The organism is Streptomyces sp. NPDC090106, assembly GCF_044747265.1.
Taxonomy (GTDB): domain Bacteria; phylum Actinomycetota; class Actinomycetes; order Streptomycetales; family Streptomycetaceae; genus Streptomyces.
Genome location: NZ_JBIVDS010000008.1, coordinates 303,051 through 325,935, shown reverse-complemented (window position 1 = coordinate 325,935; position 22,885 = coordinate 303,051). Strand labels below are relative to the sequence as shown.

Genomic DNA, 22,885 nt, shown 5'->3' with positions numbered 1-22,885 from the left:
CCATGGGACTCCTCGACGACAAGGTCGTTCTCGTCAACGGCGGCAGCCAGGGCGTGGGCGCCGCCATCGCGCGGGCCGCCGTCCGTGAGGGCGCGGTCGTGGCCGTGTCCGGGCGCCGCGCCGAGCCGGGCGACGCGCTGGTGGCCGAACTGACGGCCGCGGGCGGCAAGGCACTGTTCGTACGCGCCGACCTCGCGGACGCCGAGCAGGCGAAGGCCGCCGTGGCCGAGGTGGTCGCGGCGTACGGCCGGGTCGACTGCCTCGTCAACTCCGCGGGCCTGACCTCCCGGGGCACGCTCCTGGACACCACGCCCGAGCTGTTCGACCAGCACATCGCGATCAACCTGAAGGCACCGTTCTTCGCGATGCAGGCCGCGGTCGCCGACATGGTGGGCCGCGAGGCGCCCGGCACGGTCGTCAACATCATCACCTCGTCCGCGCACGGCGGGCAGCCGTTCCTGGCTCCGTACGTGGCCGCGAAGGCGGGCCTGATCGGGCTCACCCGCAACGCGGCGCACGCCCACCGCTGGGACCGCGTGCGGATCAACGGCCTGAACATCGGCTGGACGGCGACCGAGGGCGAGGACGCCACCCAGAAGACCTTCCACGGCGCCGGGGACGACTGGCGCGAGGAGGCCGCCGCGAAGCTGCCCATGGGCAAGCTCGGCCAGCCGGACGAGATCGCCGACTTCGTGGTCCTGCTGCTCTCCGACCGCTCCGGGGTGGTCACCGGTTCGGTGATCGACTGGGACCAGAACGTCCTCGGCGGCCTCGACTGACCCCGGGGGACCCGACCGCCCCCTCCGAAGCAGCAGAAGCGCCAGACGCAAGAACAGCAAGAACAGCAACAACAGCAAGAACCGAAGGAGCTGCACCCCCATGCGCATCGGAATCCTCGGCCTCGGCCGGATCGGCGCCTTCCACGCCGAGACCCTCTCCGGACTCGACGCCGTCGAGTCGCTCGTGCTCACCGACCCGTTCGCGGACGCCGCCAAGGCCGCCGCGGAGAAGTTCGGCGGCGAGGTCGTGGACTCGCCCGAGGCGCTGCTCGCCGCGGGCGTGGACGGCATCGTCGTGGCCGCCGCGACGGACGCGCACCCCGCGCTGATCCTCGCCGGTGTCGAGGCCGGCATCCCCGTCTTCTGCGAGAAGCCCGTCGCCAAGCACATGAGCGAGGGCGTCCAGGTCCTCAAGGCCGTCGAGGGCAAGGGCGTGCCGATCCAGATCGGCTACAACCGGCGCTTCGACACCGGTTTCGCCGCCGCGCGGGCCGCCGTCCAGGCCGGTGAGCTGGGCAAGCTGCACACCGTCCGCTCGACCACGCTGGACCCGGCGCCGCCGCCCGCCGCGTACGTCGCCGCCTCCGGAGGCATCTTCCGGGACTGCTCGGTGCACGACTTCGACATCATCCGCTGGGTGACCGGCCGCGAGGTGACCGAGGTGTACGCGGTCGGCGGCAACCGGGGTGCCGAGTACATCAAGGAGGCGGGCGACGCCGACACCACCGGCGCGATCCTCACCCTCGACGACGGCACGATCGCCGTCATCTCCAACTCCCGTCACAACAAGCGCGGTTACGACGTCCGCATGGAGCTGCACGGCTTCGAGGACTCCATCGCGGTGGGCCTGGAGGACAAGCTGCCGCTGCGCTCGGTCGAGCCCGGGGTGACCTTCCCGGCCGGGGTCCCGCACGACTTCTTCATGGACCGCTTCACCGCCGCCTACCGCGCCGAACTCACCGCGTTCACCGAGGTCGTCGCGGGCACCCGGCCCTCGCCCTGCACGATCGAGGACGCCTTGGAGGCGGGCTGGATCGCCGAGGCGTGCACACTGTCCCTGCACGAGCACCGCCCCGTCACCATCGAGGAGGTACGGCAGGCATGAGCACCCCGGGCCGGGAACCACTGCGCATCGGAGTACTGGGAGCCGCGCGGATCACCGCGCAGGCCCTCGTCGACCCGGCCCGGACGACCGGCCACCGCCTCGTCGCGGTGGCCGCCCGCGACCGGTCGCGCGCCGAGGGGTTCGCGCGCGAGCACGGCGTGGAGCGGGTCGTGGACTCCTACGCCGCGCTGCTCGCCGACCCCGAGGTGGAGGTCGTCTACAACCCGCTCGCCAACGGCCTGCACGGCCCGTGGAACCTGGCCGCGCTCGCGGCGGGCAAGCACGTGCTGAGCGAGAAGCCGTCGGCGAGCAACGCGGAGGAGGCCGCCGAGGTGCGGAAAGCCGCCGCGGCGTCGGGAACGGTCTTCATGGAGGCGTTCCACTACCTGTTCCACCCGGTGTGGCGGCGCCTGACCGAGCTCCTCGCGAGCGGTGAACTGGGCGAGCCGCAGCGGGTGGAGACCCTCGTCGCCATCGCCGCCCCACCTGGCACCGACCCCCGCTGGTCCCTGCCCCTCGCGGGCGGCGCGTTGATGGACCTGGGCTGCTACAGCCTGCACGCCCAGCGTCTGCTGGCCCCGTTCGCGGGCGGCACGCCCCGGCTCGTCGCCGCGCGGGGCGGCGAACGCGCGGGCGCGCCCGGCGTCGACGAATGGCTCGACGCCGACCTGGAGTTCCCCAACGGCGCGCAGGGGTCGGCCCGTTGCCACATGGCGTACGACGGGCTGGAGATGAGCTGCCGGATCACCGGCACCCGGGGCGAGGCCTACGCGCCGAACTTCGTGCTCCCCCACCTCGACGACCGGATCGTCGTCCGCACCGCCGGGGGCGAGCGCACCGAACACCTGGGCACCCGCTCCTCGTACAGCTACCAGCTCGACGCCTTCGCCGCCCGCGTCCACGAGGGCACCCCGCTCCCGATCGGCCCGGACGACGCGCTGGCGACGATGGAACTCATCGACGCGAGCTACCGCTCCGCCGGATTCGCCCCCCGCCCACGCTCGGCCGTGGCCCGGTAGACGAACGTCGGGTACGGCCGCCCGGTGGCGTCCTCCCAGGCCCGTACGGCCTCCTCGGTGCGGGCCCGGGCGAACGCGCGCACGCACAGCGCGTGGATGCGGGAGGCGTCCGTGCGGCGGGTGAGGTCCAGCAGGGAGCGCAGCGCGGTGACCGTGGCGTCACGGTCACCGGCGGCGGCCCACTCCTTCAGCGCGCCGGCGAGCGCCGAGCGGGTCGAGGCGAGTTCGGTCGCGGCTCCGGGCGCGTCGGGGTGGTCCAGGAGCACGGCCTCCTCGGCCCAGGCCAGTTGCCGACCCGCCGGACGCGGACGCACCGGCATCCACCCCGGGCTCGGACGGCCCAGCAGCAAGGCGGCGAGCAGCGGTCCGCCCACGCCCGGCGCCAGCCGTGCCAGGACCCGGACCGGCGGCACCGGGACCCGCATGCGCACGCCCCCGTCACACCCCGAACGGCCTCACCGCGAAGCGGGCTCACCCTGAACGGCCGCACCCCACACGGAAGGACAGCCGAAGCCGTGCCGTGGTGGCACCGAGGCGTCGCCCCCGCTCACGTCGCGTACAGCTCGGGGCGCTCCGCGAGTTGCACCTCCACCCGGCCGCCGTCCTCCAGCGACCGGACGCCCGCCTCGCAGACGGCTGCCGCCGCGTAGCCGTCCCAGACGCTCGGGCCGGTGACCTCGCCGCGGCGGGTGGCGTCGGCCCAGGCCTGGAGCTCACGGTCGTAGGCGTCGGCGAAGCGGTCGGTGAAGTCCTGGGTGATGGTGCCGCCCCAGCGGCCGGCCATGTTGGTGACCATGGCGTGGCCGTCGCCGATCCGGGCGGTGCCGCGTTCGCAGACGACCTCGGCCTGGACCTGGTAGCCGAAGCCGCAGTTGACGAAGATCTCGACGTCGACGACCGCGCCGCCGTCCGTCTCGAAGACCACGAACTGGGGGTCCTGGAGACCCTCCGGCGCGCTGGAACTGGCCGTGGGCCGCAGGACGGTGACCGCCCTGATCTCCTGGCCGAGCAGCCAGCGCGTCACATCCGTCTCATGGGCGACGGAGTCGCTGATCAGCATGGAGCTGGTGAAGAACGGCGGGCTGGCCGCGTTGCGGTGCCGGTTGTGCAGCAGGAGCGGGCGGCCCAGCTGGCCGGTGTTCAGGAGGGCCTTGAGCCGCACGTACTCCTGGTCGTAGCGGCGCATGAAGCCGACCTGGATGCGGCGCCGTCCGAGCGCCCGCTCGGCGTCGACCACGCGCAGCGCGGAGGCCGCGTCCGGGGTGAGCGGCTTCTCGCACAGCACGGGCAGGTCGCGTTCGAGGGCCGCGAGCAGCGTGGCCTCGTGCGCGGGGCCCGGTGAGGCGACGAGGACGGCGTCCACGTCGTCCGCGGTCAGCGCGGTCGCCGGGTCGGTGTAGGGGGTGCAGCCGTCGACGCGGGCCGCGACGGCCTTGGCGCGTTCCGCGTCGACGTCCACGACGGCGCTGACGCGTGCCCCACTGATGACCTCCTGGAGGCGGCGCACATGGTCGGCGCCCATCTTCCCGGTGCCGATGACGGCGACCCGGAGCGTGTCGGACGTGGTCGTGGGTGTGGTCGTGTCGGACGTGGTCGTGTCGGGTCTGGTCAAGACGTCCCCCCTCAGGCGCCGCAGGACCTCAGGAACCTGCGGGTGCGCACGGCGATCGGCAGTGGTGCGTCCGGCTCGCACGGGTACATGTCCTGCTCGACGATGGCGAACAGTTCCACGCCGAGCCGCTGTGCGGCCTCCAGCACCGGCCCCAGCTCCGGTACGCCGGTGGGCGGTTCGCACATCACTCCGCGCCGGACGGCCGGGCCGAACGGCACCCCGTCCGCGACGACCTGGGCGAGGATCTCCGGGTCGACCTGCTTGAGATGGAGATAGCCGACGCGTTCGCCGTAGGTCTCGATCAGCTTGACGCTGTCTCCGCCGCAGTAGGCGTAGTGCCCGGTGTCCAGGCAGAGGTTGACGAGTTCGGAGTCCGTCGAGTCGAGGAACCGTTCGACGTGGTCCTCGGTGTCGAGGTGGGTGTCGGCGTGCGGGTGGACGACGATGTCGAGCCCGTACGTCTCCTTGACCTCGTGTCCGAGCCGTTCCATCCCCTTGGTGAGGTGGGCCCACTGCTCGTGGGTCAGCTCCGGGGGTTCGAGGATCTCGGCGGTCTTGTCGTCCCGCCAGAACGACGGGATGACGACGAGGTGCTTCGCGCCCGTCGCCCGTGTGAGCGCGGCCACCTGGCCCACGTGCTCCCAGGTGGACTCCCACACGGACGGGCCGCGGTGCAGCCCGGTGAAGACGGTGCCCGCCGACACCTTGAGGCCGCGCCTGCCGAGCTCGTCGGTGAGCCGGGCCGGGTCGGTCGGCAGATAGCCGTACGGACCCAGCTCGATCCAGGGGTAGCCGGCCTCGGCCACCTCGTCCAGGAACCGTTCCCACGGCACCTGCCGGGGGTCGTCCGGGAACCAGAACCCCCAGGAGTCGGGGGCGGAGCCGACCCGGATCCGGTCCAGGACGGTCACGACGCGTCCTCCCCGGCTGTCACCACCGGCGCCTTGAGATCCCGCGCCTCGGGCAGTTCCTCGACGTCGACGCCCCGGACCTGCGCCAACTCGTGCTTGAGCGCGGCGAGTTCGGACCCGCCCGCCATGTGGTTGGTCAGCTCCTCCAGGCTCACCTCGTCCCGCGAGGCGTTCAGCTCCATGGTCCCCAGGCGCAGCACGCTGAAGTGGTCGCCGACCATGTAGGCGTGGTGCGGGTTGTGGGTGATGAAGATGACGCCGAGGCCGCGGTCGCGGGCGGCGGCGATGTACTTCAGCACCACACCCGACTGCTTCACGCCCAGCGCGGCCGTCGGCTCGTCCAGGATCAGCACCCGGGCGCCGAAGTAGACGGCACGGGCGATGGCGACGCACTGGCGCTGGCCGCCCGACAGTGTCCCGATCGGCTGCTCCAGGTCGTCCAGGACGATGCCCATGTTCCGCAGCTCGCGATCCGCGGTCGCCTTCATGCCCTCGATGTCCAGACGCCGCAGCGGCCACGGCCCCTTCGTCATCTCCGAGCCGAGGAAGAAGTTCCGCCACACCGGCATCAGCGGCACCACCGCCAGGTCCTGATAGACCGTCGCGATGCCCTTGTCCAACGCCTCGCGCGGCGTGGAGAACTTCACCGGCTCGCCGTCGACGAGGAATTCGCCCTCGGTGTGCTGATGCAGACCCGAAATGATTTTGATCAGCGTCGACTTGCCCGCGCCGTTGTCGCCCAGCACACAGGTGACCTGACTCGGGAAGACCTTCAGATCCACCCCGTGCAGGGCACGCACATTGCCGTACGCCTTGCCGGCGCCCCGCAGTTCGACGATCGCCGTGTCCTTCTCGTTCACCGTCACAGCGGTCACCTCCTGGTCGCCGTGCGGCTGACCCACAGATTGATCATCACAGCGCCGAGCAGCATCACGCCCAGGAACGCCTTGAACCAGTCCGGGTTCCAGTTCGCGTACACGATGCCCTGCTGGACCATGCCGAACATGAACGCCCCGAACACCGGCCCGATCGCCGAGCCCGCACCACCGGTCAGCAGACACCCGCCGATCACCGCGGCCGAGATGTAGATGAGCTCCTGTCCCACACCCTCACCGGACTGCACGGTGTTGAAGGAGAACAGGTTGTGCATCCCGACGAACCAGGCGCCGAACCCGACCAGCATGAACAGGCTGATCTTCGTGAACGTCACCGGCACACCCACGGCCCGCGCGGAGTCCTTGTTCCCGCCCACCGCGAAGATCCAGTTGCCGTACTTGGTACGCAGCAGGACCCAGGTGGCGAGCGCCGCGAACACCAGCCAGTACACGATCGTGATCTTCACCTGCACGCCGCCCACCTCGAACGACGAGGCGAACACCTTCCGCGCCGAGGCGAACCCGTCCATGTCGCTGATGTCGTCCGTGGCGACGTTGCCGGTGACGAGCTTGGTGACGGCGAGGTTCACGCCCTGCAGGATCAGGAACGTGCCCAGCGTGATCAGGAACGACGGCAGCCCGGTCTTCACCACGAGCCAGCCGTTGAGGAACCCGATCGCCAGCGACACGACCAGCGCGGCGACGACGCCCATCCACACGTTCAGCGTGAGCTGGTAGGCGAGCATCGAGGCGGTCAGCGCGGAGGTGATGACCGCGACGCCGGACGAGAGGTCGAACTCGCCGCCGATCATCAGCAGCGCGACCGGCAGGGCCATGATCCCGATGGTGGACGACTGGTAGAGGATGTTCGCCATCGAGCTGCCGTCGCGCACCGGCGGGGCGGCGATCAGGAAGAACACCCACACGGCGACCGCGCCGAGGAAGACGCCCACCTCGGGGCGGGCCAGCAGGCGCAGCGGGAGCGGACGCCGAGCGGTACGGCCGTCCGTCTCCTTGTGCGGGCCGGGGGCCGGCGGTGTGGTCACCGCCGGCTCGGCACCCTGGGTCATGCTCATCACCTCGTGCCCTTTTCGGCGTACTGGGCGACGGCGTCGACGTTGGACTTGTCGACGAAGGCGGGACCGGTCAGGACCGGCTGCTCGCCGCCGCCCATGTAGTTGCCGTTGTTCTTGTAGAGCCACAGGGAGTCGACGGCCAGGTAGCCCTGGAGGTAGGGCTGCTGGTCGACGGCCAGCTCGACCGTGCCCTTGCTGATGGCGGTGGTCAGCTCCTTGTTGAGGTCGAAGGTGTCGACCTTGGCCTTGCTGCCGGTCTCGTCCACCGACTGAGCGGCGGTCAGCGCGATCGGGGCGCCGAGGGTGACGACCCGGTCGATCGAGGAGTCCTGCTTGAGCTTGGCGGTGATGGTCGACTTCACCGAGGGCATGTCGGTGCCGTTGACGTAGAGGGGCTCGATGTCGCCCTTGTACGTCTTGGCGACGCCGTCGCACCGCTGGGTGAGGCCGATGTTGCCCTGCTCCTGGATGACACAGATGGCCTTCTTGGAGCCGAGGGAGTTCAGCTTGTTGCCGAGGCCCTCGCCGGCCACCGTCTCGTCCTGGCCGAAGAACTCCAGGAGGCCGAGCTTCTTCCACTCGCTGACGCCGGAGTTGAGGCCGACGACGGGTATCTTCGCGGCCGTCGCCTTGCCGATGACGTCCTTGAGGGCGTCCGGCTTGGCGAGGGTGACGGCGATGCCGTCGACCTTCTGGTCGATCGCGTTCTGCACCAGGGTGGCCTGGGCCGCCGCGCTCGGGTCGTTGGAGTAGATGAGCTTGATGTTGTCCTTGGCCGCGGCGGCCTCGGCGCCCTTGCGGACGATGTCCCAGAAGGTGTCACCGGCCGCCTGGTGGGTGACCAGGGCGACGGTCATCCGGGGGGTGTTCGCCTTGCCCGCGGAGGCGCCGTCCGCGCTCTCCTCGGACTTCTTGCCGCCGGAGCCGCTGGAGCATCCTGCGAGGGCCAGGGCGGCCGCGGCGGCCACCGCCACCAGAGGGACGATTCTGCGGGAGCGTGGCTGAGAAGAGCGGTCCATCTTTCCTGCACCTCACTGTGCTTACGGGGGAAAGGGAGAGATCACGAGGATCCGAGGTCCGGGATCTTGGCATGTCCGAGTCGCGAGCCGCAAACACGGCGCTTGCACTGGGACGGAATCCAATCCCCTGATACGCCCGCCGTCAATACTTTGTTAAGACATCATTTCACGTACAGGTCCGGATGTAAGTACAAATCATTGACATGGCCACCCTGTGCGGCCTACACCTGAGAGTCGCAGGCTCCTCCAGGGCCCGCATTTCCGCCAGAGTTCTCCACCGAAGGAGGAGATCCCCGGGACATTCCCGGGAGATTCGGCGCCGACCGCGGCGGCACCCCCGTCCACCGCCTCCTTCCCCCCATCCCACCACCCCTTTCCCCACGGCCTCGGAGACGTCCTCATGAGCACCCGCACACGCCGCCTGACCACCGCCCAGGCCCTCGTGCGTTTCCTGTCCGTCCAGTACACCGAGCGCGACGGGGTGCGGCAGCGGCTGATCGCCGGCACCTGGGGCATCTTCGGTCACGGCAACGTGGCGGGGGTCGGGCAGGCACTGCTGGAGGCGGGCGAGGCGGTGATGCCGTTCCACCAGGGCCGCAACGAGCAGGCCATGGTGCACGCGGCCGTCGCCCACGCCCGTCAGCTCGACCGGCTCTCCGCGCAGGCCGTGACGACCTCGATCGGCCCCGGCGCCACGAACCTCGTCACCGGCGCCGCCCTCGCCACCGTCAACCGGCTCCCGGTGCTCCTGCTGCCCGGCGACTACTTCGCCTCGCACGCGCCCGACCCGCTGCTCCAGCAGCTGGAGCACCCCACCGAGGCGGACGTGTCCGTCAACGACACGCTGCGCCCGGTCTCCCGCTACTTCGACCGGATCAACCGTCCCGAGGCGCTGATCCCGTCCGCCCTCGCCGCCATGCGGGTCCTCGCCGACCCGGCCGAGACCGGCGCGGTGACCCTCGCGCTCCCCCAGGACGTGCAGGCGGAGGCGTACGACTGGCCGGAGGAGTTCTTCGCCGAGCGCGTCTGGCACGTACGGCGTCCCGCGCCCGACCCGGCGGAGCTGGCCGAGGCGGTGCGGGCGATCCGGGCCGCCGAGCGCCCCCTGATCGTCGCGGGCGGCGGCGTCCACCACAGCCGGGCCGAGGAGGCCCTGAAGGCACTCGTCGACGCCACCGGCATCCCCGTCGCCTCCACCCAGGCGGGCAAGGGCTCGCTGCGCCACGACCACCCCGCCGACCTCGGCGGCATCGGGCACACCGGCACGGCCGTCAGCGACGACCTCGCGCGCACCGCGGACCTGGTCATCGGCGTCGGCACCCGCTACACCGACTTCACCACCGCCTCCGGCACCCTCTTCCAGCACCCCGGCGTCCGGTTCGTGAACCTCAACATCACCGCGTTCGACGCCCACAAGCTGTCCGCGCGGACCCTGGTCTGCGACGCCCGCACCGGCCTCGACGCGCTCACCGCCGCGCTCGACGGCCACCGTGTCGACGCCGCCCACGAGGCCGGGTACCGCGACGGCAAGGCCCGCTGGGAGCGGGTCGTCGAAGCCGCCTACCGCGCCGACGACCCGGCCGCCGTGCCGACGCAGACGCAGGTGCTGGGCGCCCTGGACGCGGTGGTCGGCGACACGGACGTGGTGATCAACGCGGCGGGCTCCCTCCCCGGCGACCTGCACAAGCTGTGGCGGGCGCGCGGCCCGCGCCAGTACCACCTGGAGTACGGCTTCTCCTGCATGGGCTACGAGATCCCGGCGGCCATCGGCGTGCAGCAGGCCGCCCCCGCCACGGCCGTGTGGGCGCTGGTCGGCGACGGCACGTACCTGATGATGCCGACCGAGATCGTCACGGCCGTCCAGGAGGGCCTGCCGGTCAATCTGGTCCTCCTCCAGAACCACGGCTACGCCTCCATCGGCGGCCTCTCCGAGACGGTCGGCGGCGAACGCTTCGGCACCGCCTACCGCTACCGGGCCGCCGACGGCACCTTCTCCGGCGCCCCGCTCCCCGTCGACCTCGCCGCCAACGCGGCCAGCCTCGGCATGGACGTCCTGCGCGCCAAGACGGTCGGCGAACTGCGCGAGGCGCTCGCCGCGGCCCGCGCCTCCGACCGCCCCACCTGCGTCTACGTCGAGACGGACACGGCCACGCCGACCTCGCCCGGCGCCGAGGCCTGGTGGGACGTGCCGGTCGCGCAGACGGCGTCCCGCGAGGCCGCGGTGCGGGCGCGCGAGGAGTACGACCGTCAGGTCGCCGACCGCCGCCGCCACCTGTGATGTCCCGCTCGCACACCTCAGAGGGAGGTACGTCCATGGCGAAGCCCGGCGCCACCGCACGCGCGGCCGGCGCGCCCGCGCTCGACTCGCTGGACTTCGCCCTGGACCGGGGCAGTCCGGTACCGCTCTACTACCAGCTCGCCCAGCAGCTGGAGGCGGCCATCGAGCACGGCGTCCTCGCCCCGGGGAACCTGCTCGGCAACGAGATCGACCTCTCCGTGCGCCTCGGCCTGTCCCGCCCGACGGTCCGCCAGGCCATCCAGTCCCTGGTCGACAAGGGCCTGCTGGTCCGGCGGCGCGGCGTGGGCACGCAGGTCGTGCACAGCCAGGTCAAGCGCCCCCTCGAACTCAGCAGCCTGTACGACGACCTGGAGACCGCCGGACAGGGCCCCACCACGGAGGTCGTCCGCAACGAGCGGATGCCCGCGCCCGCCGACGTGGCCGCCGCGCTGGGCCTCGCGGAGGGCGCCGAGGTCGTCGTCCTGGAGCGGCTGCGGGCCACGCACGGGCAGCCCGTGGCGTGTCTGTGCAACTACCTGCCCGCGACGCTGCTGGACCTGGACACGGCCCGGCTGGAGTCGACGGGCCTGTACCGGCTGATGCGGACGGCCGGGATCACCCTGCACAGCGCCCGGCAGACGGTCGGCGCCCGCTCCGCGACCGCGCGGGAGGCGGCCCGCCTCGACGAGACGGTGGGCGCGGCGGTCCTGACGATGCAGCGCACGGCGTACGACGACACGGGGCGGCCGGTGGAGTACGGGACGCACATCTACCGCGCGTCCCGGTACGCCTTCGACTTCCAGTTGCTGGTCAGGTCCTGAGCCGCCGGTTGGCTACGAGGTCGCGAACGGGCCGTCCAGGGCCGCCCATTGGAGCAGCATGATGGTCTTGGCGTCGTTGATCTCGCCGCTGCGGATCATCTCCAGGGCTCTGCGGAAGGGGAGTTCGAGGATCTCGATGTCCTCTCCCTCCTCGTCGAGGCCGCCGCCCTCGTGGGTGCGGGTGGCGCTGCCGTACTCGGCCGCGTAGAAGCTGACGCGCTCGGTCACCGACCCGGGGCTCATGTAGACGTCGAAGACGTGCCGGACGGCGCCGATGGTGTGCCCGGTCTCCTCGACCACCTCGCGCCGCACCGCCACCTCCGGGTGCTCGTCCTCGTCGTCGAGCACTCCGCCCGGGGTCTCGATGAGCATGCCGTCGGGGTGGCCGTTGACGTACACGGGGAAGCGGAACTGCCGTGTCAGCAGCACGGTTTCGCGTCCGGCGTCGTACAGCAGCATGGTCGCGCCGTTGCCCCGGTCGTGGGTCTCGCGCTGCTGGGTGGTCCAACTGCCGTCCGCCCGCTGGACGTCGAAGGTCGTGGTCCGCTCGACGTACCAGTGGCTGGACAGGAGCGTCACGTCACGGACCTTGACCCGGGGGTTGCCGGTGAGGCCCAGCCCGGTGCGGTGGAGTCCGGTGCGGCCCCGGCCGTCGGGGGTGTCGGCACCGGCGGTCATCGGGGGCCGGCCGGGAAGAGGAGGAGGTGCGCGGAGTTCATGCACGTCTGCCTATCACGCGGGACCAGGTCCCCGGAGAACGACCGAGGGGCGGTTCCGGATCTCTCCCGAACCGCCCCTCGGACGACGACTCCGCAGAGTCGGGACGACAGGATTTGAACCTGCGACCCCTTGACCCCCAGTCAAGTGCGCTACCAAGCTGCGCCACGTCCCGGTGTTCGCGCGGTGGAACCGCGTGATCACGCGTCGATTACTTTACCCCACCCGCGGGGGCACTTCGAAAACGGTCCGGGCGGCGCGGGACAATCGACGTATGGGCAGCTCATTCTCCGGCCGGACGGCCGACGCGCGGGACCGGGACACGGAGGGGCGGGCCCGCAACGCCCGGCCCCGGGACGGCCTCGGACGGCCCCTGCCGTACGGCGCCGAGGGGGTGGAGCGGCAGCCGGAGGGCGTGGTGCGGACCCCGGAGCGCAGTGTCGCCGAGGCGCAGGAGCTGCTGGCGGCGGGCAAGCCGTTCCACGCGCACGAGGTGTTCGAGGACGCCTGGAAGTCGGGCCCGGAGCAGGAGCGCGCCCTGTGGCGGGGTCTGGCCCAGCTCGCGGTGGGGCTCACGCACTCCGCGCGGGGCAACGCGACGGGCGGGGCGCGGCTGCTGCGGCGGGGCGCGGACGTGGTCCAGGAGTGGGCGGCGGATACGGGGCGGCCGGAGCCGTACGGGCTGGACCTGGCCTCGGTCGCGGGGTGGGCGCGCGGGCTGGCGGCGGACGTGGAGGCGGGCGGGCCGCCGGTGGACGCGGCGGCGAGGGCACCGCGGCTGACCTCCTGACCTGGGACGCGGTGCCGTGGCGCGCGGGGGCGTACGGCAGACTCGGGGCGTGCGGAAGATTCATGTGATCGGTATCGGTGCGGGCGACCCCGAGCAGCTCACCCTCCAGGCGGTGCGGGCGCTGCGGGGCACGGACGTGTTCTTCGTCCTCGACAAGGGCGAGGTGAAGAGCGATCTGACGGATCTGCGCGGCGACATCCTGGAGGCGCACGCGACACCGGGCGCGTACCGGGTGGTGCGGGCGCGGGACCCGGAGCGGGACCGGACGGCCGGCGGGGCGGCGTACTCGCCCGCGGTCGGGGACTGGCGCAGCGCCCGGGCCGCGATCTACGAGCGGCTGATCACGGACGAGCTGGGCGAGGACGACACGGGCGCGTTCCTCGTGTGGGGCGATCCGGCGCTGTACGACAGCACGCTCGGCATCCTGGAGGAGATCCTGGAGCGGGGCGCGGTGGAGTTCGCGTACGACGTGGTGCCGGGCATCAGCAGTGTGTCGGCGCTGGTCGCCCGGCATCGCACGGGGCTGAACCGGGTGGCGCGTCCGGTGCAGATCACCACGGGGCGGCGGCTGGCCGAGGGGTTCCCGGACGGGGTGGACGACGTCGTGGTGATGCTGGACGCGCACCAGGCGTTCCGGGCGTACGCGGACGACGACATCGACATCTACTGGGGCGCCTACGTCGGCACCCCGGACGAGATCCTCGTCTCGGGTCCGATCGCCGAGGCGGGGCCGCGGATCGAGCGGCTGCGGGCCGAGGCGCGGGAGCGCAAGGGCTGGATCATGGACACGTATCTGCTGCGCCGCAACCCCCGGGCCTGAGCGGGCCACCCGAGCGGCTCCGCCCCGCGTGCGGCTGTAGGCCACCGGTGTGATCGTGACCTCGTGACAGTGACCGAGGAAAGCGCGTCGCCCTCTCCCGTCGCGGAGCCGCCGGTGCTGAGCAGCAGGCAGCGGAACATCGTCTTCGTGACGATCATGCTCGGCATGCTGCTCGCGGCGCTCGACCAGACGATCGTGGGCACGGCCCTGCCGACGATCGTGTCGGATCTGGGCGGCGCCGAGCACATGTCGTGGGTGGTCACCGCGTACCTCCTCGCGGAGACCGTGTCGACGGTCCTGGTGGGCAAGTTCGGTGACCTCTTCGGCCGCAAGGTCGTCTTCCAGGTCTCCACGGTCGTGTTCATCACGGGTTCGTTCCTGTGCGGTCTGGCCGGGAACATGACGCTGCTGATCGCCTGGCGGGCGGTGCAGGGCATCGGCGCGGGCGGTCTGATGGTCACGTCGATGGCGCTGATCGCGGACGTCATCCCGCTGCGGGAACGCGGCAAGTACCAGGGGGCGATCGGCGCCGTGTTCGGTGTCGCGACCGTCATCGGGCCGCTGCTGGGCGGTCTGTTCACCGACCATCTGACCTGGCGCTGGGCGTTCTACGTCAACGTCCCGATCGCGATCGTCGTGGTGTTCGCGGCGGCGCGCACGATCCCGGTGGTGAAGTCGGCGGCGCGGCCCGTCATCGACTACCTCGGCATCGCGCTGGTCGCGGTGGGCGCCAGCGCGCTGATCCTGGCGACGAGTTGGGGCGGCAACGAGTACGCGTGGGGTTCCGGGGTCATCGTCGGGCTGTTCGTCGGCGGGGTGGTCGCGCTCGGGCTGTTCTGCTGGGTGGAGACCCGGGCGAGCGAACCGATGCTGCCGATGCGGCTGTTCTCGAACCCCGTGTTCACGGTGTGCTCGATCCTCAGCTTCATCGTCGGTTTCGCGATGCTCGGCGCGATGACGTATCTGCCGACCTATCTCCAGTACGTCGACGGCGACTCGGCGACGGTCTCCGGTGTGCGCACCCTGCCGATGGTCGTCGGGCTGCTGATCGCGTCGATCGCGAGCGGCACCGTGGTCAGCAGGACCGGGCAGTACCGGCTGTTCCCGATCGCCGGCTCCCTGGTGATGGGCCTCGGGCTGTACCTGATGTCGCTGATGGGTCCGGGCACCGGCGCGTGGCTGGAGTCGCTGTACATGTTCGTGCTCGGCACCGGGATCGGGCTGTGCATGCAGGTGCTGACGATCGCCGTGCAGAACACCGTCGAGTACGCCGATCTGGGCACCGCGACCTCCGGGGTCACCTTCTTCCGCACGCTGGGCAGTTCCTTCGGCACCGCCGTCTTCGGCACGATCTACGCCAACACGCTCTCGCCGAACCTCGAGGAGGCGGTCACCGAGGCCGTACGGGTGGGCGGCGGGGCGGTGGACCCGGCGGTCGTCACCAAGGCGGCGACCAGTCCGGAGGGGCTGCACGAGCTGCCGTCGGGGGTGGCCGCGCCGATCGTCGACGCGTACGCGGACACCATCCAGACGGTCTTCCTGTGGACGGTCCCGGTCGCCGCCGTCGGGTTCGTGGTGGCGCTGTTCCTCAAGCAGGTGCAGTTGCGCGACAGTGCCCGCGCGGGCTCCACCGACATGGGCGAGGGCTTCGGCCAGCCGTCCGGGGCGAACTCGCAGCGGGTGCTGGAGGCGTCCGTCGGGAAGATCATCGGCAGTACCGACCTGGACACGGCGCGCGGCATCCTCGCGTCGGCCGACACCCGCCTCGACATCGCCGGTTCCTGGGCGGTGATGCAGGTCGAGCTGCACACGCGGATCGTCGGCCATGCCAGTCTCGGCATGATCGCGGCCCGTCGGCACATGCCGCCCGAGGTGCTCCTGCCGGTCTTCGACCGGATGGTCGAGGAGGGCTTCCTCACCCGCTCCGGTTCACTGCTGTCCCACACCGCGGCGGGCGCCCGCGAGGCACAGGTCATCGGGAAGGCCTGGGCGACCTGGCTGGAGGGCCGCGTCCAGCAGGACATCGGCCGCCCGGCCGGCGTCGATCTGCGCGCCGCCGTCGACGCCATCTCCAAGCGCCTCCTGGTGGAGGACCTCAGCACCGGGCTGCCGCAGAAACAGGACGAGCTGACCACCGCGCGGTGACCCGTGGGGCCTCCGGTCGCCCTCGGGAAATCCGGATGCCCCGCCTCCCCGCCGCCCGCCATACTCCCGGTATGTCCCGCGCCCACGCCCCCGTCCGCTTCCACGACCCCGGTCTGGACGCCTGGCACTTCGCCACCTCCGCGCTGGTGCGCTGCCCGCGCTGCGACCGTGTCGCCCACGCCGCCGGAGCACGGGTGATCTGCCGGTCCTGCGGGCTGTGCCGGGCGCTCGGGCCCCACCGGTCGCGGCCGGCGCTGTGGCTGCGGGGCGACACCCGGCACGGCGAGGTGTGGGCGTACAACCTGGAGCATCTGGATCTGCTGCGCCGGTTCGTCGCGGCGGACCTGCGGGAGCGAGCCCCCTGGTACGAGCACGGGCGGAAGATGACGTACATCGGGCGGCTGCCCGCCTGGGTCAAGAGCGCCAAGAACCGTGCCGAGATCCTGCGCGTCATCGACCGGATGCGGGCCTCGGTCGTCTCGGGCTGAGGCCGAGCGCGCTCAGCGCGCCCTCGACGTCGGGGACGGGGACCGGTCCGTCGGGCAGGCCCGGACGGCGGACGACCACCACGGGCAGGGCCAGACGGCGGGCGGCGGTGAGTTTGGCGGCGGTCGCCTCTCCCCCGCTGTCCTTGGTGACGAGGACGTCGACGCAGTGCGTGGACAGCAGCGCGGTCTCGTCGTCGACGGTGAACGGGCCCCGGGCCAGGAGGACCTCGGTGTGCGGGGGCATCGGCGGATCGGGCAGCTCCACCGACCGTACGACGAAGTGGAGGCCGGTCAGGTGGGCGAAGGCGGCGAGGCCGAGGCGGCCGGTGGTGAGGAAGACACGGCGGCCGAACCGGGGCAGGACGTCGGCGGCCTCGGCGAGCGAGCCGACGGTGTGCCACCGGTCCTCGGGCCCGGGCAGCCAGCCGGGGCGGCGCAGCACGACGGCCGGGACGCCGGTGTCCGCGGCGGCGCGGGCCGCGTGGGCGGTGATGACCTCGGCGAAGGGGTGGGTGGCGTCGACGAGGGCGTCCACGCGCTGTTCCCGCAGCCAGGCGGCGAGGCCGTCCGCGCCCCCGAAGCCGCCGATGCGGACGTCCCCGGTGACCGTGCCGGGGCTCCTGACCCGGCCCGCGAGCGAGGTCGTGACACGGACCCCGGGCAGCGCGGTGAGGGCCGCGGCGAGTTCACGGGCCTCGGTGGTGCCGCCGAGGATGAGGACGTGCGGGGACATGGGGAGAGCCTAAGGGGGCGCGCGGCCCTCTCGCCGCCGCGGTCAGCGCAGCAGGAGCTGGAGGCCGCCGACGATCGTCGCCGCGATGACGATCCGCTCGAAGAGGCGCTGGTTGATCCGGTCCACGGCCCACTTGCCGATGACCGCGCCGGGGACGACGAAGGCGACGAGCGCGGCGTCCAGGAGCAGGGAGTTCGCGTCGATGAGGCCGAGGCCGACGCTGAAGGGGACCTTGGAGACGTTGACGATGAGGAAGAAGAACGCGGACGTGCCGAGGAAGCCCAGTTTCCGGAAACCCGCGGAGAGCAGGTAGAGGGACATCACGGGGCCGCCCGCGTTGGCGACCATGGTGGTGAAGCCGCCGAGGACGCCGTAGGAGCGGGCCTTGACCCGGCCCGCCCGGGTGGCGACGGAGTCCGGGGCGTCCTCCGTGTCCGTCCGGCGCCGCCGCCACACCGTCACGCCCGCCATCAGCAGCAGGATCGCGCCGATCGACGTGCGGACGATCCCGTCGTCGGCCCACATCAGGAACAGCGTCCCGGCGACGACGCCCGCGGCGACCGCCGGGAACAGCCGCCACAGGGTGGGCCAGTGCACGTGCCGCCGGTAGGTGAGCACGGCGAGGACGTCACCGGCGATCAGGATCGGCAGGAGGACGCCGGTGGAGGCGCGGGCGGGCAGGACCGCGGCGAAGATGGCGAGGCTCACCGTGTTGGCCCCGCTCACGGCGGTCTTGGAGAAACCGACGAGGAGGGCGGCGCAGGCGAGCGCCGCGAACTCCCAGCCGGTGATGTGCCAGAGGGTCATCGTGTTCATGCGGAAACCGATGCTATGCGCACGCATCCGCCGCCGTCAGGGGCGTCTCGCTGTTTGGTCCCTACCGTGCGGTAACGGGCGCGGGGAGGGCGACCGCACGCGTCCGTGCGCACGGGGGCCGGGACAAGACGTCCGACAAGCCCATCAACCCGGCAACGCCCCTCCCGGGCAAGGCCGTTGACCTGCCGCGGGGACCGGGCTCCGGCTGCGTCGCAGGTCGCCGCTCGTGCAACACTGCTCGCAGCCTTGCCGAGCGAGCAGAGGGAGTCATCCGTGACCGGCACCGAACCGGCCTCTCCGAGAATCGACACGACGAAGCCGCATCCGGCCCGCGTGTACGACTGGTATCTGGGCGGCAAGGACAACTACCCGGTCGACGAGGAACTCGGCCGCAGGATCGCGGGGTTGAACGGCGACGCCCCGCGGGCCGCGCGCGCCAACCGCTGGTTCATGCACCGGGCCACCCGGCTTCTGGTGGGCCAGGGCATCAGCCAGTTCCTCGACATCGGCACCGGCATCCCCACCGAGCCGAACCTGCACCAGATCGCCCAGCAGGTCACCCCGGACGCCCGGGTCGTCTACGTCGACAACGACCCGATCGTCCTGGCCCACGCGGGCGCGCTGCTGCGCGGCACGGACGACGGTGTGACGGAGTACGTCCAGGCCGACGCCCGCGATCCCCGGCAGATCCTCGACCGGGCGGGCGCGATCCTGGACCTCGACCGCCCGGTGGCCCTGTCGCTGATCGCGCTGATGCACTTCATCGCGGACGAGGACGGCGCCCACGAGGTGGTGGACACCCTCGTCGGCGCGCTCGCCCCGGGCAGCCGCCTGGTGCTGTCGGCGATGACGGCCGACTTCGAACCGGAGGAGGTCGAGCAGGGGATCACCGCCTACAAGGCGTCGGGGGTCACCCTGGTCGCCCGCGACAAGGACCGGTTCGGCCGCTTCTTCCAGGGCCTGGACCTGGTCGAGCCCGGGATCGTGTCGGTGCGGGACTGGCGTCCCGAGCTCGCCGACGGCGAGTCCGACATCGGCCCCGGGCCGGTGTCCCTGTACGGAGCGGTGGGCGTCAAGCCGTAGGCGGCGGGCGTCAGGCCGTGAGGCGGCTGAGCGCGGCGGACGCCAGCGTCCGCACCCCGGGGACGAGGACGGCGAGGTCGGGGGCGAAGAGCGGGCTGTGGTTGGCGGGCACGTCACCCAGCTGCTCCGCCAGTTCCTCGCCCCGCGCCGCGGCCCAGACGTCCGCCGGGGTCGACGTCACGAACCAGAAGTCGTACGGCACGCCTTGGGGCGCGAGGAGCCCGAAGTCCTCGCTGCCCATCGCCGGGCCGAAGTCGAACACCGTGTGCTCGCCGAAGAGTTCGCGGTGGACGGCCGCGATCTCCCGGTCGAGGTCGGCGTCGTTGACGGTGTTGGGGTAGCCCTGGGTGAGGGTGACCTCGGGCGGCACGGGGCAGCCCGCCGCCCGGCACTCGCCCTCGACGATGCGCCGCACCGCGGTGAGGACGCGCTCGCGCACCCGGGTCTCCTGGGTGCGCAGGTTCAGCCCGAGGCGCGCCTCGGCGGGGATGATGTTGTTCTTGGTGCCCGCGTGCAGCTGCCCGACGGTCAGCACGGCCGCGTCGCTCGCGGCGACCTCCCGGGAGACCACGGTCTGCAGCCGCGTCACGATGTACGCGGCCGTGACCACCGGGTCGACGGTCGCCTCCGGGCGCGAGCCGTGACCGCCGAGGCCGTGCATGACGACCTCGATCTCGTCGGCGGCGGACATGATCAGCCCCGGGGTGTGCGGGTAGAACCCGGCGGGTCCGGGCGCGACATGCTGTCCGAAGACCGCGTCGGGGCGCGGGAAGCGCTCCTGGAGTCCGTCGGCGACCATCGCCGCCGCTCCCCCGCCGGACTCCTCCGCGGGCTGGCCGATCACCACCAGCGTCCCCGACCAGGTCTCCCGCCCGGCCGCGAGCGCCTCGGCCGCGCCCGTCAGCCAGGTCACGTGCAGGTCGTGCCCGCAGGCGTGCATCACCCCGTCGGCGGTCGAGGCGTACGGCAGTCCGGTGGCCTCCGTCACCGGGAGCGCGTCCATGTCGCCGCGCAGCCACACCACGGGCCCGTCGCCGTTGGCGAGGACGCCGACCACGCCCGTCCCGGCGACGCCTTCGGTGACCTCGAACCCGGCCGCCCGCAGCCGCGCGGCGAGCCGTGCCGCCGTGCGGTGCTCCTGGAAGGACAGCTCCGGGTGCCGGTGCAGGTCCCGGTAGAAGTCCTCCAGGTCACCCGTCTTCAGCGCGGACGTCAGGTCCTCGGTGAGCCGGGCCACACGGGCGGCGTCGGTCATGCTGGTCACCTCTCGTCGAAGGTCGAACACGTGCGCACGAGTCACCGTGACACACGAACCCGGCCCCCGCACGGTCCGGCCGCCGTCAGCGGCGGATGAGCCCCGTCAGATACCGCCACAGCGACGACCGCCGCCGCACCGCCCGCTCGGCCGCCTCCTCGGCCGCCTCCGGGGTGTCCGCCGCCTCGGCCGTCTCCGGCGCCGGCTCCGGCAGCGGCTGGACCGGGCCCGTCAGTTCGTACCGCACCGGCAGTGAGCGCAGGCCGCGCATGAACGGGGAGGAGCGCCAGGGGAGCTGGTCGACGGGGAGGGCGGGTTCGAGGTGGCCGAACCGTTCGACGAGACGGCTCACCCCGGCCGCCGCGATCGTGAAGGCCAGCTCCCGGGCGGGACACTGGCGGGGGCCCGCGCCCCAGGAGAGATGGGCGCGGCTGCTGATGCTGGAGGAGCCCGGGCTGGTCTGCCCGGCGAACAGGGGGTCGGCGTGGGCCGCGGCGGCGGAGACCCAGACGGGGTCGCCCGCGCGGATGGTGTAGTTGCCCAGCGCGGTGTCCTCGACGGGGAACCTCGGGACGAAGTTGACCAGCGGGGGCTTGCGCATGACGACCCGGTTCATCGTCTCGCGGACCATTCCGGCGGACAGGGTGCGGCGCACCCCGCCGTCGCCCTCCCCCGAGATCACCTCGACGACGGTGTTGGAGATGAGGATGCCGACGTGGTCGGAGACCATGCCGAGCAGCATGAACAGTTCGCGGGCGAGTTCGTCGACGCTGAGGTCGGGCTGCGCGGCGAGGAGGTGGGAGGGGAAGTCGTCGCCGGGCTGCCCGGTCTTGGTGACGGCGAGGTCCGAGAGGGTCTTCAGCAGCCGTTCCAGGGCGGGTTCGGCGTCGGGGCCCGCGTCCAGGACCCGCCACATGTCCATGAGGGCCTCGTCGCCCTGGGAGCCGGGGAAGCCGAGGAGGTGGCTCGCCGCCATCAGCGGGAGCGGGCGGGAGAACTGCGCGGACAGGTCGGCGTGGCCGGTGCGGCCTCCCTGGGAGAGCAGGGTGATCAGCTCGTCGGCGTACCCGGTGACGGCGGCCCTGAGCCGCTTGGCCTGCGGGTTGCGCGGGTCCTGGAAGGGGCGCAGGGCGGTGTCCCAGGCGGCGCGCAGCCTGCGGTGGCCGTCGCCGCCCTGGATCAGTACGTGGTTGACCTCCAGGGAGGGCGCGAGGGGCCAGTCGGCGGGCACCCGGCCCTCGGTCCTGGCCCGCCAGTTCTCCAGCCCCTTGGGCCAGCCCTTGTCGTCCTGGAGCACCTGGAGCGACTCGCGGTAGCCGAGCACCAGCCATGCCGGCACGCCCAGCAGGTCCACCGGCGCCACCGGGCCGTGCCGCTCGCGCAGCCGCTCGTAGACGAGGGCGGGGCGGGTCTCGTAGTCCCGGGTGAGCAGCGGGTCGGCGGCCAGGTCCTCCAGCCGCGTGTCGTCCGGCACCGTCCCGCCGCCGTCGACCACTTGGAACTCCATGGTGCGCCCCCCTCAGCCACCCGCCCGTTCGACGCGAGTCCGTCACGAACCGCACGGACCCTACCCGAGGCGGCGGCGCCGTCAAGTCCCGGGGTACTCACGGGTAATCACTCCGGTCCGCCCCTGCGGGCCAGCAACCGCTCGACGCGGTCGAAGCGTTCGTGCAGCGCCCGGACCGTCTCCTCCTCCAACTCCCTTGCCCCCTCGGCGAGATGGTGCTTGCGCTGCTGCTCCCGGCCGACGAACCAGGTGGCGAGCGCGGCGGTGACCATGCCGTAGGTGGTGATGCCGACGACCATGACGACGGTGCCGACGACACGGCCCCAGAACGTCACCGGGTAGAAGTCGCCGTACCCGACGGTGGTGGCCGTCTCGATCGACCACCACAGTCCCCGCGGATACGTCGTCAGATTGGCTCCGCGCGCGCCCTGTTCGGCGGCGACGACCGCCCATGACCCGGCGAGCATCACCACGCCGAGGACCGCCGTCGCCGTGCCCGCCGCCTTGAGGTGCAGCGAGCGTCCCTCCCGGCCGCCGTGGCCGTCGCGGCCGAGCAGCGCCGCGACCGCCCTGGCGAGGAATCCGGGCAGCATGGCCACTCCTGGGGGTGCGGGCGGGGACGGGCGGTTCTGGGGCCAGTGTCGGGGCCCGGGCCGGGGCGGGCATGCCGGGCGGGGCGTTCGAGTTGCCGGGGCCGCGCCGCCGACCTTGGCTGGGGGCAGGACGCCCGTCGGACGGAGGACCCATGACCGCAGACCCCGGTTCCGTGCCGGAGACCTTCGCGTTCGCCTGCGGTGCCTGCGGCCGGACCTGGGAGGCCACGTTCCGGCTGATGTTCTTCACCAACCCCCTCGACCCGACCTCCGCCAGCACCCAGGAGTACGTCGACGAGGACGGCAGGGCGATCAGCTCACCGCTCACCGACGCGGTCTGTCCCCGGTGCGGCAGCCGCCGGGTGCGGATCCGGCCCGCGGACGAGGGGCCGATTCCCCGGACACCGTGATCACCGGGCGGCACAATGGCGCTCACGGCCGTC

Annotated in this window: 23 protein-coding genes and 1 tRNA gene; 11 read left to right on the top strand and 13 right to left on the bottom strand. The window is 72.2% G+C overall.

Annotated elements, in window-relative coordinates:
- The first annotated feature begins 2 nt into the window (after positions 1–2).
- From ACIPSE_RS26565 to ACIPSE_RS26555, 3 genes are all read left to right on the top strand, one after another.
- Positions 3–779: an SDR family oxidoreductase gene (locus ACIPSE_RS26565; protein ID WP_401666741.1), complete on the top strand. Its 777-nt coding sequence runs from the start codon at positions 3–5 to the stop codon at positions 777–779.
- 100 nt (positions 780–879) lie between these two features.
- Positions 880–1,884: a Gfo/Idh/MocA family oxidoreductase gene (locus ACIPSE_RS26560; RefSeq protein WP_401666738.1), complete on the top strand. Its 1,005-nt coding sequence runs from the start codon at positions 880–882 to the stop codon at positions 1,882–1,884.
- Positions 1,881–2,903 carry a Gfo/Idh/MocA family protein gene (locus tag ACIPSE_RS26555; RefSeq protein WP_401666736.1) on the top strand — a complete coding sequence of 341 codons (1,023 nt, stop codon included), beginning with the start codon at positions 1,881–1,883 and terminating at the stop codon, positions 2,901–2,903. The genes ACIPSE_RS26560 and ACIPSE_RS26555 overlap by 4 nt, the downstream gene beginning before the upstream one ends.
- On the opposite strand, the gene ACIPSE_RS26550 is transcribed toward ACIPSE_RS26555, so the two are convergent.
- The 6 genes from ACIPSE_RS26550 to ACIPSE_RS26525 all read right to left on the bottom strand — a co-directional run bounded on the left by ACIPSE_RS26550 (position 2,852) and on the right by ACIPSE_RS26525 (position 8,396).
- On the bottom strand, positions 2,852–3,334 hold the full coding sequence (locus ACIPSE_RS26550; protein ID WP_401666733.1) for a hypothetical protein: 483 nt from the start codon (positions 3,332–3,334) through the stop codon (positions 2,852–2,854). The genes ACIPSE_RS26555 and ACIPSE_RS26550 overlap by 52 nt on opposite strands.
- Positions 3,335–3,450: 116 nt before the next feature.
- A complete protein-coding gene (locus tag ACIPSE_RS26545; protein WP_401666730.1) occupies positions 3,451–4,515 on the bottom strand; it encodes a Gfo/Idh/MocA family protein in 1,065 nt (354 codons plus the stop codon).
- 11 nt (positions 4,516–4,526) lie between these two features.
- On the bottom strand, positions 4,527–5,426 hold the full coding sequence (locus ACIPSE_RS26540) for a sugar phosphate isomerase/epimerase family protein (protein WP_401666728.1): 900 nt from the start codon (positions 5,424–5,426) through the stop codon (positions 4,527–4,529).
- A complete protein-coding gene (locus ACIPSE_RS26535) occupies positions 5,423–6,328 on the bottom strand; it encodes an ATP-binding cassette domain-containing protein (RefSeq protein WP_401666726.1) in 906 nt (301 codons plus the stop codon). The genes ACIPSE_RS26540 and ACIPSE_RS26535 overlap by 4 nt, the downstream gene beginning before the upstream one ends.
- Entirely contained in the window at positions 6,298–7,377 is a 1,080-nt protein-coding gene (locus ACIPSE_RS26530; protein WP_401666723.1) for an ABC transporter permease, read from the bottom strand. Before ACIPSE_RS26530 ends, ACIPSE_RS26535 begins: the two co-directional genes overlap by 31 nt.
- Positions 7,377–8,396 carry a sugar ABC transporter substrate-binding protein gene (locus ACIPSE_RS26525; protein ID WP_401666721.1) on the bottom strand — a complete coding sequence of 340 codons (1,020 nt, stop codon included), beginning with the start codon at positions 8,394–8,396 and terminating at the stop codon, positions 7,377–7,379. The genes ACIPSE_RS26530 and ACIPSE_RS26525 overlap by 1 nt, the downstream gene beginning before the upstream one ends.
- 400 nt (positions 8,397–8,796) lie before the next feature.
- On the opposite strand from ACIPSE_RS26525, the gene iolD reads away from it, so the two are divergent.
- Positions 8,797–10,674, top strand: a complete 1,878-nt coding sequence (iolD, locus tag ACIPSE_RS26520) for a 3D-(3,5/4)-trihydroxycyclohexane-1,2-dione acylhydrolase (decyclizing) (RefSeq protein WP_401666719.1) — start codon at positions 8,797–8,799, stop codon at positions 10,672–10,674.
- Between the two features lie 35 nt (positions 10,675–10,709).
- Complete coding sequence (locus tag ACIPSE_RS26515) at positions 10,710–11,495, top strand: GntR family transcriptional regulator (RefSeq protein ID WP_401666717.1); 786 nt, start codon at positions 10,710–10,712, stop codon at positions 11,493–11,495.
- A gap of 12 nt (positions 11,496–11,507) precedes the next feature.
- On the opposite strand, the gene ACIPSE_RS26510 is transcribed toward ACIPSE_RS26515, so the two are convergent.
- Together ACIPSE_RS26510 and ACIPSE_RS26505 are read right to left on the bottom strand one after the other, a co-directional pair.
- On the bottom strand, positions 11,508–12,173 hold the full coding sequence (locus ACIPSE_RS26510; RefSeq protein WP_401666715.1) for an NUDIX domain-containing protein: 666 nt from the start codon (positions 12,171–12,173) through the stop codon (positions 11,508–11,510).
- 140 nt (positions 12,174–12,313) lie between these two features.
- Positions 12,314–12,387, bottom strand: a tRNA-Pro gene (locus tag ACIPSE_RS26505).
- Between the two features lie 99 nt (positions 12,388–12,486).
- On the opposite strand from ACIPSE_RS26505, the gene ACIPSE_RS26500 reads away from it, so the two are divergent.
- The 4 genes from ACIPSE_RS26500 (at position 12,487) to ACIPSE_RS26485 (ending at position 16,455) form a co-directional block, all read left to right on the top strand.
- Entirely contained in the window at positions 12,487–13,002 is a 516-nt protein-coding gene (locus tag ACIPSE_RS26500; protein WP_401666713.1) for a DUF309 domain-containing protein, read from the top strand.
- A 49-nt stretch (positions 13,003–13,051) separates the two neighbouring features.
- The gene (gene cobF, locus ACIPSE_RS26495; RefSeq protein ID WP_401666710.1) at positions 13,052–13,822 is read left to right on the top strand and encodes a precorrin-6A synthase (deacetylating); all 771 of its coding nucleotides are present in this window, start codon (positions 13,052–13,054) and stop codon (positions 13,820–13,822) included.
- 63 nt (positions 13,823–13,885) lie between these two features.
- On the top strand, positions 13,886–15,967 hold the full coding sequence (locus tag ACIPSE_RS26490) for an MDR family MFS transporter (protein ID WP_401666708.1): 2,082 nt from the start codon (positions 13,886–13,888) through the stop codon (positions 15,965–15,967).
- A 71-nt stretch (positions 15,968–16,038) separates the two neighbouring features.
- A complete protein-coding gene (locus tag ACIPSE_RS26485; RefSeq protein WP_401666706.1) occupies positions 16,039–16,455 on the top strand; it encodes a hypothetical protein in 417 nt (138 codons plus the stop codon).
- On the opposite strand, the gene ACIPSE_RS26480 is transcribed toward ACIPSE_RS26485, so the two are convergent.
- Both ACIPSE_RS26480 and ACIPSE_RS26475 read right to left on the bottom strand, forming a co-directional pair.
- A complete protein-coding gene (locus ACIPSE_RS26480) occupies positions 16,418–17,188 on the bottom strand; it encodes a cobalt-precorrin-6A reductase (protein ID WP_401666703.1) in 771 nt (256 codons plus the stop codon). The genes ACIPSE_RS26485 and ACIPSE_RS26480 overlap by 38 nt on opposite strands.
- 42 nt (positions 17,189–17,230) lie before the next feature.
- Positions 17,231–18,004, bottom strand: a complete 774-nt coding sequence (locus tag ACIPSE_RS26475) for a sulfite exporter TauE/SafE family protein (protein WP_401666701.1) — start codon at positions 18,002–18,004, stop codon at positions 17,231–17,233.
- Positions 18,005–18,277: 273 nt separating this feature from the next.
- Here ACIPSE_RS26475 and ACIPSE_RS26470 point away from each other — a divergent pair, with 273 nt between their 5' ends.
- On the top strand, positions 18,278–19,087 hold the full coding sequence (locus ACIPSE_RS26470; protein ID WP_401666698.1) for an SAM-dependent methyltransferase: 810 nt from the start codon (positions 18,278–18,280) through the stop codon (positions 19,085–19,087).
- Positions 19,088–19,097: 10 nt separating this feature from the next.
- Here ACIPSE_RS26470 and ACIPSE_RS26465 read toward each other — a convergent pair whose 3' ends face one another.
- The 3 genes from ACIPSE_RS26465 to ACIPSE_RS26455 all read right to left on the bottom strand — a co-directional run bounded on the left by ACIPSE_RS26465 (position 19,098) and on the right by ACIPSE_RS26455 (position 22,442).
- Complete coding sequence (locus tag ACIPSE_RS26465) at positions 19,098–20,342, bottom strand: amidohydrolase (protein ID WP_401666696.1); 1,245 nt, start codon at positions 20,340–20,342, stop codon at positions 19,098–19,100.
- 85 nt (positions 20,343–20,427) lie between these two features.
- The gene (locus ACIPSE_RS26460) at positions 20,428–21,849 is read right to left on the bottom strand and encodes a cytochrome P450 (protein WP_401666695.1); all 1,422 of its coding nucleotides are present in this window, start codon (positions 21,847–21,849) and stop codon (positions 20,428–20,430) included.
- Positions 21,850–21,956: 107 nt separating this feature from the next.
- Positions 21,957–22,442, bottom strand: coding sequence for a potassium channel family protein (locus tag ACIPSE_RS26455; RefSeq protein ID WP_401666693.1), 486 nt, complete (start codon positions 22,440–22,442; stop codon positions 21,957–21,959).
- Between the two features lie 152 nt (positions 22,443–22,594).
- Here ACIPSE_RS26455 and ACIPSE_RS26450 point away from each other — a divergent pair, with 152 nt between their 5' ends.
- On the top strand, positions 22,595–22,852 hold the full coding sequence (locus ACIPSE_RS26450) for a hypothetical protein (protein WP_401666691.1): 258 nt from the start codon (positions 22,595–22,597) through the stop codon (positions 22,850–22,852).
- Positions 22,853–22,885 lie beyond the last annotated feature (33 nt).